Source organism: Klebsiella sp. RIT-PI-d (genome assembly GCF_001187865.1).
Classification (GTDB): domain Bacteria; phylum Pseudomonadota; class Gammaproteobacteria; order Enterobacterales; family Enterobacteriaceae; genus Superficieibacter.
In genome coordinates this window covers 349,708-361,520 of the sequence record NZ_LGIT01000009.1, presented here as the reverse complement: position 1 = coordinate 361,520, position 11,813 = coordinate 349,708, and the positions used below count along the sequence as shown (strand labels likewise).

The following is an 11,813-nucleotide window of genomic DNA, read 5'->3' as shown; positions in this document are numbered from 1 at the left end:
ATTAGCGCAGCGCGTTCAGGCTAACTATCTGATAACCGGCTTCACCCTCAATAAAGGTGAAATCGACCCGATCGCCGGGAGAGAGCGATACCGGTCCGGCGCCAGTCGGAAGCACAAACTGCATGGTCATCGGCGGCCAGTTAAGATCGTGGATCGCCTGATGGGCGATAGTCACCGAGTGCGGCGTTATTTTTCTGATTCTGCCCTGCGCCTGGTACGTCGGGCCTGTTGCGCTTAGTGCAGAGTGAGGGGAATGGTCATGGGCCTGTACGGAAAACAGGGAAAAACTGAATAGCACGCCAGCCAGCGTGCGAAGAAAAATAGACATAGAAACTCCTGATAATCGTGAATTTAGTTAAAAAAACGGTGGATTATCGGAGGCTATTCTCTGAAGCGACAAAAGCGGATAGTGGCGGGTGGGCCTGTGGCGGGCGGCGTTGAAAATGCGCTGCTGCGCGGAGCGGCCTGACAGGGCAACGGGACCATCGCAAGCGTCAGGGTGACCGGCAGCGCCAAGGCGGGCGGATGATCCATTTTTTGTGCGGTATCGGGAAGGCAATGCTTATCGCACAGCGGCGCTTTTGCGACCTGTGGCTGGTTCATCTGGTGATCCAGATGCTGCATCATGACGGCTTCACCCTGTACGCTAATCGCACAGTCATGGGAAGCCAGCGCCATTTGACTCTGGATCAGCAGCCAGCCAAACGCCAGAAAAAGCATCAACAGATGCTTTTTCAAAAAGCGCAGGCGGTAGCTCCAGTGGGCGTGCATATCATTTCGCAAATGAATGAATCATTGCCCGAGTATACGCAGCACACATTTTTAAATTAAAGCAGTTTTTGGCGAATTTACGTTTCTCAGCAAACCGGGCCAGAATTTCATTTGAAATTAACTTTTATTTATCATTTTCATATCATGTCTATTTCATCGTCCATTCATGAACTTAATATTTCATCTCTACTTTGGCAGCCGAATGAAATATACTCACCGCGCTTTTTTTAATCACGTGTTTATTGATTTTTATCAGCACACGTTGTCCAGTTATTCGGCACATTTTTGCCGAAGATTTTTATATTACTGTTCAGGCAGGATTTTCTCTGGGTTACCACGTCACAGGTGATATTAATGTTAACGTTTATTGAGCTCCTTATCGGAGTGGTGGTGATCGTCGGCGTCGCCCGATACATCATCAAAGGTTATTCGGCCACGGGCGTGCTGTTTGTCGGTGGCCTGCTGCTGCTGATCCTCAGTGCCGTTCTGGGGCATCAAATTTTACCCGCAGCCAACCCGAGCACGGGTTACTCGGCAACCGACATTGTTGAATATATTAAAATCCTGCTGATGAGTCGCGGTGGCGATCTCGGCATGATGATTATGATGCTGTGCGGCTTTGCGGCTTATATGACCCATATTGGCGCAAACGATATGGTGGTTAAGCTGGCGTCTAAACCCCTGCGTTATATCAACTCCCCGTACATTCTGATGATTGCCGCCTATTTTGTGGCCTGCTTGATGTCTCTTGCCGTCTCTTCGGCAACCGGGCTGGGCGTACTGCTGATGGCAACGCTGTTCCCGGTGATGGTCAACGTCGGGATTAGCCGTGGCGCTGCGGCAGCAATCTGCGCTTCACCTGCCGCCATAATTCTTTCACCGACCTCTGGCGACGTGGTGCTGGCGGCGAAAGCCGCTGAAATGCCGTTAATTGATTTCGCGTTTAAAACTACCCTGCCGATTTCCATCGCAGCCATCATCAGCATGGCGATTGCGCATTTCTTCTGGCAGCGCTATCTGGACAAGAAAGAACACATCGTGACGGAAATGCTCGATGTCAACGAAATTACCACCTCCGCGCCGTCGTTTTACGCCATTTTGCCGTTTACGCCGATTATCGGCGTGCTGATTTTTGACGGCAAATGGGGACCAGAACTGCATATCATCGCGATTCTGGTTATCTGTATTTTGCTGTCAGCCATTCTGGAATTCCTGCGCGGCTTTAACATTCAGAACGTGTTCTCCGGGCTGGATGTGGCCTGGCGTGGAATGGCAGATGCCTTTGCAGGCGTGGTCATGCTGCTGGTGGCCGCAGGCGTTTTTGCGCAGGGGCTGAGCACTATCGGCTTTATTCAAAGTTTGATCTCTATTGCTACCTCGTTTGGCTCTGCCAGCATTATCCTGATGCTGGTGCTGGTCGTACTGACCATGCTGGCGGCCATGACCACCGGCTCCGGCAACGCACCGTTTTACGCGTTTGTTGAAATGATCCCTAAACTGGCCCACCAGTCAGGCATTAATCCGGCATATCTGTCTATTCCGATGCTGCAAGCTTCCAACCTTGGTCGCACTATCTCTCCGGTGTCAGGCGTTGTCGTAGCCGTTGCCGGAATGGCGAAAATTTCGCCGTTCGAGGTGGTTAAACGAACCTCAGTTCCGGTCATTGTTGGCCTGATTGTGGTGATCGTGGCAACGGAAATCCTGGTTCCCGGAATTCCGGTACAATGATCTCCGGCCCGGCAGCTATTTTGCCGCCGGGCTTTTTCCCTTTCGCCCCGCCTGATGGCGTCATTTTATGCTTTAATTATCCTCAGGAATTAATCGAGTTATATCATCAGGAACACAAATGTTCAGGAAGTGTATCGCCGGTATCACTCTGCTGTGCGCGGCCAGCGCGTGTGCCACCCCGCTCGTTGCCACCCGGTATGCTGATTTTGACCGCTATGTGCTGGCGCTGTCATGGCAGACGGGCTTTTGCCAGAGCCAGCATGACAGGGAACGTAACGAGCCAGATGAATGCCGTTTGCAAAAAGAAAACGACGATAAAACCACTTTTCTTACCGTCCACGGCCTGTGGCCAGGCTTACCGAAATCCATTGCGGCACGCGGCGTTGATGACCGCCGGTGGATGCGATTTGGCTGCGCCTCGCGTCCTGTGCCTGATATGCCCGAAGCCCGGGCTAATCGTAAGTGCCAGGCGGCTGAAACCGGTATTTCCCTGGAGATGGCGGATAAACTCAACGGCGTGATGCCCGGTGCAGGCGGCACCTCGTGCCTGGAACGCTATGAATACGCGAAACACGGCGTCTGTTTCGGTTTTGATCCAGATGCCTGGGTAGGCACCATGGTGCGCCTGAATACTGAAGTCAAACAGAGCGAGCTGGGACGCTTTATTGCGGATAATTACGGCAGAAGCGTGAGCCGAATTGCCGTTAACTCGGCCATCGCCCAGGCATTCGGCGCGCGTAACGTCAGTGCATTCAAACTCACCTGCAACGGTAACCCGGCTTACCTGACGGAGATCCAGATTTCACTTAACGCCTCTGCTATCAACGCTCCGTTAAATGCCGCGTCTTTCCTGCCGCAACCCCATCCCGGCAACTGCAATAAAACGTTTATTCTCGACGCCGTCGGGTATTAAGCCTGCTTTCTTGTGGGTTACGTGAACGACGCAACCCCGCTTTCATATCCTTTCCGTATAAGCGGATACGCGTCACATTTCAGATCCAGTGCATCAATTGTACGGCAAATGCATTATTTATCTGATTACCCCCCTCCTGTTTCCTGATCATAATCCGCTCAGTCTTTACAGGAGAAATTCACTATGACTAAGAAATTTATTGCACTCTGCGCCTGCCCTATGGGTCTTGCTCACACATTTATGGCGGCTCAGGCACTGGAAGATGCCGCTCAGGAAGCAGGCTACGACCATATCAAAATTGAAACCCAGGGCGCAGACGGTATTCAGAATCGCCTGACCGCCCAGGATATCGCCGAAGCCGACATTATCATTCACTCCGTGGCCGTCACGCCGGAAGATAACGAGCGCTTTGCGACTCGTGACGTCTATGAAATTACCCTCCAGGATGCGATCAAAAATGCGGCCGGCATCATTAAAGAAATCGAAGAGTTGATTGCCGCCGAACAACAATAAAACGTTCCAGGGATACCGCTTATGGCCATTAAAAAACGCAGTGCCACCGAGGGTCCCGGCGCGTCCGGGGCCACGGCGGTTAAAAACGCATCGGCCACCCGCACTGGCTTCTGGGGTGAGTTGCCGCAGCATGTAATGTCAGGTATTTCACGGATGGTTCCAACCCTGATTATGGGTGGAGTGATCCTCGCCTTTTCACAACTGATCGCCTACAGCTGGCTCCATATCCCGGCCGATACCGGAATTCTGGATGCACTTAACTCGGGCAAATTTACCGGTTTCGACCTCTCGTTATTGAAGTTTGCCTGGCTGTCACAGTCTTTCGGCGGCGTGCTGTTTGGCTTTGCGATCCCGATGTTTGCCGCCTTTGTTGCCAACTCTATTGGCGGCAAGCTGGCTTTCCCGGCAGGTTTCATCGGCGGCCTGATGTCCACGCAGCCGACACAACTGCTTAATTTTGATCCCAGCTCGCTCCAGTGGGTCACCACGGCTCCGGTACCGTCGACGTTTATTGGCGCGCTAATCATCTCGATTGCGGCGGGTTATTTCGTCAAGTGGATGAACCAGAAAATTCAGCTTCCGGACTTTCTGCTGGCATTTAAAACCACTTTCTTACTGCCGATTATCTCCGCCATTTTTGTCATGCTGGCGATGTATTACGTTATTACACCGTTTGGCGGCTGGATCAACGGCGGCATTCGTACCCTGCTCACCGCTGCGGGTGATAAAGGCGTACTGATGTATGCCGGTGGCATTGCCGCAGCGACGGCGATTGACCTTGGCGGCCCGATTAACAAAGCGGCAGGGTTTGTGGCCTTTAGCTTCACCACCGACCACGTATTGCCCGTCACGGCGCGCTCAATCGCCATCGTGATCCCACCGATTGGCCTTGGTCTGGCAACGCTTCTTGACCGTCGCTTAACCGGCAAACGGTTGTTCAGCCCACAGCTGTATCCGCAGGGTAAGACCGCCATGTTCCTCGCTTTTATGGGGATCAGTGAAGGCGCGATCCCCTTTGCGCTGGAAAGCCCGATAACCGCTATCCCGGCTTATATGACCGGCGCTATTGTCGGCTCAACGACCGCAGTATGGCTCGGTGCCGTGCAGTGGTTCCCGGAATCGGCCATCTGGGCATGGCCGCTGGTAACCAACCTCGGCATGTATATGTTCGGGATTGTGCTGGGCGCGTTGATCACCGCTTTGATGGCGATTTTTCTGCGCAATATGCTTTACCGCAGAGGCAAGCTACTGCTCGACTCGCTATAAGGATCAAGGAGATACCTGATGACATGCCTTGCCACGCTGCGTCTCTGGCTTGAAGAGCAGCATCTCGATGCGGTACTGATTTCATCCCGGCAAAATAAGCAGCCGCATTTCGGTTTCGCCAGTAGCGCGGGTTATGTGCTAGTCACCCGTCAGACAGCGCATATCATGGTGGATTTTCGCTACTACGCTCAGGTAGCTGAAAATACCCGCGGCTATCAACTGCATCTGATGAATGACCAGAATACGATGCCTGCGATCGTTAATACGCTGATGGCCAGTGAACAGCTTCAGCATCTCGGTTTTGAGGGGCAGCAGGTCAGCTGGCAAACCGGCTGCGAGTGGAACAAGCACCTCAATGCAACACTGAAGGCCATTTCACTCGATGGGCTGCGGCAAATCAAAACGCCAGCGGAAATTGCGATAATACGTCAGGCCTGCCGCATTGCCGATCTGAGCGCGGAACATATTCGCGGCTTTATTACGCCGGGAATGCGCGAAAGTGACGTCGCCGCAGAGCTGGAGTGGTTTATGAAACAACAGGGCGCACAGAAGCCCGCCTTCGATACTATTGTTGCCAGCGGCCCGCGCGGTGCGCTGCCTCACGCTAAAGCCTCAGAGAAGATCATTGTGGCAGGCGAGCTGGTCACGCTGGATTTTGGTGCCCGGTACCAGGGATATTGTTCGGATATGACCCGTACATTTCTGGTGGCGGGTCACTATCCCGCCCCTGAAAAACACCCGCTCTGGTCCGTCTACCAGACTGTGCTGGCCGCGCAACTGGCGGCCATCGCCGCCGTCCGCCCCGGCGTACCCTGCTGTGAGGTCGACGCCGTCGCCCGCCATATGATCCACCGCGCCGGTTATGGTGACTATTTTGGCCATAACACCGGTCATGCGATCGGCATTGAGGTCCATGAAAATCCGCGCTTCTCACCCACCGACACCACTCGCTTACAGCCCGGCATGTTGCTGACCGTCGAGCCGGGAATTTATCTTGAAGGCCGGGGTGGCGTACGCATAGAGGATGTGGTGCTGGTCACTGCCGCCGGTGCCGAGGTGTTGTATACCCTGCCCAAAACGCTATTGACCACCGGAGAGACGTCATGGATGTAACGTTACTGAAGGCGTTAAGCGAAGCGGATGCCATTGCCGCCGCCGAACAGGAAGTGCGCCAGATTATGCTGGCGTGGGCCGATCGCTATCAAAAACCAGTACTGTTTGACGGCCTTGGTTCTGTTCTTATCCGCCTCAATGAAAGCCACGGGCCAAAGGTGATGGTCTGTGCGCACATGGATGAAGTAGGTTTTATCGTGCGCAGCATCGCCCAGTCCGGTGCGATCGACGTCCTGCCGGTCGGCAATGTGCGCATGGCGGCGCGCGAACTGCAGACGGTACGGATAACCACCCGTGACGGTAACAAAATCAGCGGCCTGCTGGACGGTGAGCGCCACGGCAGTGAGGTAACAAAATTGCGCGTCGATATCGGGGCGCGTAGTGCTGAGGCGGTAGAAAGCACCGGTATTGCACCCGGCGACCGCGTCACCTTTGCCACCCCGTTTACGCAGTTGCCGCACCAGCAGCTAATGGGTAAGGCGTTTGACGACAGGCTCGGCTGCTACCTGATCCTCACGCTGTTACGTGAGCTTCACCAGACGCCGCTGGCAGCCGAAGTCTGGCTGGTGGCCAGCTCCAGCGAAGAAGTGGGGCTGCGCGGCGGGCAAACCGCAACGCGCAAAATTAACCCCGATCTGGCGATCGTGCTTGATACCGCCTGCTGGGCGCAAAACTTTGACTATGGTCGTGATAACCACCGGCAAACGGGCGCGGGTCCAATGCTGGTTTGCCACGATAAATCAATGATGGCCCCGCCCAAACTGACTGCCTGGATAGAGAGCATTGCCGCCAGCAATCAAATCCCTCTCCAGCTGGATATGTTCAGCAACGGCGGCACCGACGGCGGTGAAATACACCTTAGCGGCACCGGCGTGCCGACGGTGGTTATTGGTCCCCCCACCCGCCACGGTCACTGCGCGGCATCCATTGCCGATGCGCATGATATTGCGCTTACCCACCAGCTTCTGGTGGCGATACTCACCCATACTAATGCCGAAACCGTAGCGCATCTGACGGATTTCAGATGCTGATTCTGCGTTGACAGGAGCCGTTATGTTAACTATTCCGTTTCTCTGCCCGCTGCCAAACGGTCTGCATGCTCGCCCGGCCTGGGAACTGAAAGAACAGTGTAGCCAGTGGCAAAGTGACATCAGACTTATTAATCACCGACTGAATAGCCAGGCAGATGCGAAAAGCTCTCTGGCGCTGATCGGCACCGGTACGCTGTTTAATGACAGTTGCAGCCTTGAAATCACCGGCAGCGATGAAGAACAGGCGCGCCGGGCGCTGGAAAATTACCTTGAGCACCGGTTTATTGACAGCGACAGCGAGCAGCCGATAACCGTCGATCCAACGGCTCAGCCTCTGCCTCGCTCGCTCGCACGATTACATCCCGACCTGCTTTCCGGTCACGTACTGGCAAGCGGTATCGGCAGCGGCACCCTGACGCTCTGGCACAGGGATGACCTCGATCGCTATCGCGCTATTGCCGCCAGCCCGGAAGACAATACCCGGCTGGAGCACAGCCTCGCGGCGCTTGCCGAGCAGTTTAACCAGCAGCTTCAGGTGCTGACTGGTGAGAGTAAAGCTATCGTCAGTGCGCATCTTTCATTAATTCAGGACGATGAGTTTGCCGATAATATTCGCCGCCTGATGCGGGAAAGTAAGTCCGGCCTGGCAGCCGCTATCATCATCAATATGGAGCAAATAAGCGCAAAACTCTCTTCCTCAAGCAGTGAATATTTACGCGAACGGGTGAGTGATATCCGCGACATTAGCGAGCAACTGCTGCATATCACCTGGCCCGATCTACGTAAAAATATGACCCGTACGCTAACGCAGCCGACCTTGCTGATTGCCGAAGATCTCACGCCGAGTCAGTTTCTCAGTCTCGACCTGCGGCAACTCAGCGGCATGGTGCTGGAAAAAACCGGCCGCACATCACATACCCTGATCCTTGCCCGCGCCGCGTCAGTGCCGGTACTGAGCGGGATCAGCGTGGCGCAACTTACTCCGCTGGCGCAGCGCGAGGCTGTACTTGATGGTCAATGCGGCGTGCTGGTTATCTCTCCCGATACGGCAGTCAAAGAATATTACACTATTGCCCGTCAGCTGGCCGATAAACAGGCCCGACAGCAGGCGCAGGCCGCCGCGTTGCCCGCGCGTTCGCTGGACGGTAAACCGCTTGAAGTGGCGGCCAATATTGGCAGCGCGCTGGAAGCCCCGGGAGCCTTTGCCCACGGGGCTGAAGGGGTGGGACTGTTTCGCAGCGAAATGCTCTATATGGACCGGGAGCAGGCCCCCGATGAGCAGGAGCAGTTTGAGGCGTATCAGCACGTGTTGCTGGCCGCCGGGGAAAAACCGGTTATTTTTCGCACCATGGATATTGGCGGCGATAAACCCCTGCCCTGGCTGAATATTCCCCGGGAGGAAAATCCGTTCCTTGGCTATCGGGCGGTGCGCATTTATGCCGAATTCGCCGATCTGTTTCGTACGCAGCTGCGGGCTATTTTACGCGCCGGCGCGTTCGGCAATGCGCTGCTGATGATCCCGATGGTACACAGTCTGGATCAAATTTTGTGGGTCAAACAGGAACTGGCGCGGGTACGCAGCGAGCTTCAGGCTCAGGGGTTGCGCTACGCCACTACTCTGCCGCTGGGGATTATGGTTGAAGTGCCCTCGGTGTGTTACATCATCGACCATTTCTGTGAAGAAATAGATTTCTTCAGTATTGGCTCCAACGACATGACGCAGTATTTGTACGCGGTCGATCGTAATAATCCGCGCGTCTCGCCGCTGTATAATCCGATCGCCCCTTCGTTCCTGCGAATGCTGCACCAGATTATTGACGTCGCCCATCGCCACGGGAAATGGGTTGGCATCTGCGGCGAGCTGGGCGGTGAAGCACGCTATTTGCCGCTGCTGCTGGGGATGGGGCTGGATGAACTCAGTATGAGTGGCCCGCGCATTCCGGCCATCAAAAGTCTGCTGCGCCAGCTCGATAGCCAGGCCTGTCGCACACTGGCCGAGAATGCCTGCGACTGTCGCAGTCCTGAAGATATCGAAAAACTGCTTAACGATTTTACCCCCGAAGAGGATGCGCGTCCGCTACTGGCGCTGGAAAATATCTGTTTTGTGGAAAACCTTACCCGCAAGGAGCAGGTTATCCAGTATCTGTGCGGCAATCTGGCCGTTAACGGACGTACTGACCATCCCATTGAGCTTGAGGAGGATATCTGGCAGCGCGAGGAGATTGTGACCACCGGTGTCGGGTTTGGCGTGGCCATACCGCATACGAAATCGGCGTGGGTCCGCCATTCCAGCATCAGTATTGCCCGCCTTTCTGCGCCCGTCAGCTGGGAATCGGAGATGGGCGACGTAGAACTGGTGATCATGCTGACGCTGGGCGAACAGGAGGCGATCAATCACGTCAAAGTGTTCTCTCAGCTGGCACGCAAGCTGGTTAACAAAGGGTTTCGTGAAACCCTGTTTTCTGCCCGGGACGCACAGACCATTCTGGATCTTCTTACTACAGAAATAACGTTCTGATCGTTACTGAAAACGGGCGTGATACTCTCCCGGCGTCAGGCCAAACTGGCGTCGGAAGAGTCGGCAAAAATAGTCGCTGTCCGGGTAGCCGCAGCGCCGCGCAACGTCTGCGATGGTAAACTGGTATTTTTGCAACATGATGCGCGCTTTCGCCATTCTTACCCAGCGCAGATAATCAACGAAGCTCATGGTGCCCTGTTCACTGAACAGCCGCGAAAGGTGGTTCGGCGTAATATTGAAAAAACGCGCCACGCTCATCCGCGTCAGGGGTTCAGCGTAGTTATCCTGTAACCAGCGACAAATACTTTGATACAGAAAGGCCGGACGCGATTGCGTTCGATCCGGCTCAGCATTAACCACTTTACGGCACAGATGTAGCAGGCTCAGGGTGAGCGGCTGAATAATATCCTGATCCTGCGGAGAACGGCTCAGCAGCGTCAGCGCGGTCAGAATAGCTTCGCCCTCCCCGCGTTGCAGATGCGGTAATTCGATTTTGCGCAGCGGCACCGCCGTATTGCCGCGGCGATAATCATAAAAAGTCAGCCCCAGCCACGCGGTGGCAAATACCAGGCTTAAGACCATCACCGGCTTATCAAACTGCGGTGCATTGGCCGCGCGGGGCGGGATATACAACATTTCACCCTGACTAATATGCCGCTGGTCCGGGGAGAGTCGATTCCCATACTCGCCGCGCAGCACCACTTCCAGACGCGGAAAATCAATGCACAGCTCTCCCGCATGAGCTGTTTTTTGCGCGCTGGCAAACCATACGCGGCCCAAATGCTGCGGATTGAGCACCAGCCCACTAAGGAGATCGGCAAAAAATTGTTGATCGGCAGGAAGCGCAGGCGCAGGCATAGAGGGCAGTCCGTGATAAGCAGATGCCCTATCTTACCCTGAAATGCGAACGGTGTTAGCCCGACGGTCACATCCTGACGCCGGGCGGTAAAATTATCCCTGAATAAAGGTCAGCAAATCGACATTAATCTCATGTTTATGGGTCGTACAAATCCCATGTGAGCCGCCCTTGTAAACCTTTAACCTGCCATCCGGCAGCTGTTCCGCCGCCGCTTTGCCGCAGGTTTCAAACGGAACGATCTGGTCGTCATCACCATGAATAACCAACGTCGGAATCGTCATTTTCTGCAGATCCTGATGAAAATCCGTTTCCGAAAAAGCAGCCACACAGTCATACAGCGCTTTTATCGATCCCTGTAATCCCTGGCGCACAAAGCTTCGACGCACCTCTTTCGACTCTTTATTGCCAAAGCGATTATAGCCATAAAAGGCTTTGGTGAGTTCGTAGAAGAACGCCGCGCGGTCGTTAATCACGCCTTCACGGATCCCGTCAAATACGGCTTTTTCTACGCCGTCCGGATTGGCCTCACTTTTGATCATCACTGGCGTTACCGCGCCAATCAGCACCGCTTTTGCCACCCGTTTCGTGCCGTGACGACCAATGTAACGCGCCACTTCACCGCCGCCGGTCGAGTGTCCTACCAGCACCGCGTCCCGCAGATCCAGATGCGTAATCAGTTCGGCAAGATCGTCGGCATACTGATCCATATTATGTCCGTCCCACGGCTGCGCCGAGCGGCCGTGCCCGCGCCGGTCATGTGCAATCACGCGAAATCCTTTTGACGCCAGATATAGCATCTGATCTTCAAAGGCATCAGCAGTAAGGGGCCAGCCGTGGCTGAATACGACGGGCTGACCGCTGCCCCAGTCTTTAAAATACAGATAGCTGCCATCTTTCAGAGTCAGTTTATCAAATTCACGCATGGGATCTCCGCTATGTCAGGGCGCTGCACGCTGCAGCGGTGCCTGAAAGCATAATTCAGAATGATGAAGTTTGATGGGCATCGCAAAAAATATGCGTCGTACAGCGACTGACTTCTGTGGGCTATGTCACTTCAAAGTCAGGCCAACTCTCAGTATGATGGGAAGAGCTAACCCTCAC

11 protein-coding genes are annotated in these 11,813 nt (G+C 54.6%); 7 read left to right on the top strand and 4 right to left on the bottom strand.

Annotation, left to right across the window (positions count from 1 at the left end):
* Position 1: 1 nt before the first annotated feature.
* Together AC791_RS08275 and AC791_RS08270 are read right to left on the bottom strand one after the other, a co-directional pair.
* Positions 2 to 328, bottom strand: a complete 327-nt coding sequence (locus AC791_RS08275) for a copper-binding protein (protein WP_049839997.1) — start codon at positions 326 to 328, stop codon at positions 2 to 4.
* A 53-nt stretch (positions 329 to 381) separates the two neighbouring features.
* The gene (locus tag AC791_RS08270) at positions 382 to 771 is read right to left on the bottom strand and encodes a hypothetical protein (RefSeq protein ID WP_049839996.1); all 390 of its coding nucleotides are present in this window, start codon (positions 769 to 771) and stop codon (positions 382 to 384) included.
* A 354-nt stretch (positions 772 to 1,125) separates the two neighbouring features.
* Here AC791_RS08270 and dcuC point away from each other — a divergent pair, with 354 nt between their 5' ends.
* The 7 genes from dcuC (at position 1,126) to ptsP (ending at position 9,853) form a co-directional block, all read left to right on the top strand.
* Positions 1,126 to 2,499, top strand: coding sequence for an anaerobic C4-dicarboxylate transporter DcuC (dcuC, locus tag AC791_RS08265; protein WP_049839995.1), 1,374 nt, complete (start codon positions 1,126 to 1,128; stop codon positions 2,497 to 2,499).
* A gap of 118 nt (positions 2,500 to 2,617) precedes the next feature.
* Positions 2,618 to 3,412 carry a ribonuclease I gene (gene rna, locus AC791_RS08260; protein WP_049839994.1) on the top strand — a complete coding sequence of 265 codons (795 nt, stop codon included), beginning with the start codon at positions 2,618 to 2,620 and terminating at the stop codon, positions 3,410 to 3,412.
* A 183-nt stretch (positions 3,413 to 3,595) separates the two neighbouring features.
* On the top strand, positions 3,596 to 3,925 hold the full coding sequence (locus AC791_RS08255) for a PTS fructose transporter subunit IIB (protein WP_049839993.1): 330 nt from the start codon (positions 3,596 to 3,598) through the stop codon (positions 3,923 to 3,925).
* A 21-nt stretch (positions 3,926 to 3,946) separates the two neighbouring features.
* Positions 3,947 to 5,191 (top strand): PTS fructose transporter subunit IIC, encoded by a 1,245-nt coding sequence (locus tag AC791_RS08250; protein ID WP_049839992.1) that lies wholly within the window; start codon positions 3,947 to 3,949, stop codon positions 5,189 to 5,191.
* Positions 5,192 to 5,209: 18 nt separating this feature from the next.
* Positions 5,210 to 6,304: an aminopeptidase gene (gene ypdF / locus AC791_RS08245; RefSeq protein WP_049839991.1), complete on the top strand. Its 1,095-nt coding sequence runs from the start codon at positions 5,210 to 5,212 to the stop codon at positions 6,302 to 6,304.
* A complete protein-coding gene (ypdE, locus tag AC791_RS08240; RefSeq protein WP_049839990.1) occupies positions 6,295 to 7,335 on the top strand; it encodes an aminopeptidase in 1,041 nt (346 codons plus the stop codon). The genes ypdF and ypdE overlap by 10 nt, the downstream gene beginning before the upstream one ends.
* 22 nt (positions 7,336 to 7,357) lie before the next feature.
* Positions 7,358 to 9,853 carry a phosphoenolpyruvate--protein phosphotransferase gene (gene ptsP, locus AC791_RS08235; RefSeq protein WP_049839989.1) on the top strand — a complete coding sequence of 832 codons (2,496 nt, stop codon included), beginning with the start codon at positions 7,358 to 7,360 and terminating at the stop codon, positions 9,851 to 9,853.
* 3 nt (positions 9,854 to 9,856) lie between these two features.
* Here ptsP and AC791_RS08230 read toward each other — a convergent pair whose 3' ends face one another.
* The gene (locus AC791_RS08230; protein WP_049839988.1) at positions 9,857 to 10,711 is read right to left on the bottom strand and encodes an AraC family transcriptional regulator; all 855 of its coding nucleotides are present in this window, start codon (positions 10,709 to 10,711) and stop codon (positions 9,857 to 9,859) included.
* 93 nt (positions 10,712 to 10,804) lie between these two features.
* The gene (locus tag AC791_RS08225; RefSeq protein ID WP_049839987.1) at positions 10,805 to 11,635 is read right to left on the bottom strand and encodes an alpha/beta fold hydrolase; all 831 of its coding nucleotides are present in this window, start codon (positions 11,633 to 11,635) and stop codon (positions 10,805 to 10,807) included.
* Positions 11,636 to 11,813 lie beyond the last annotated feature (178 nt).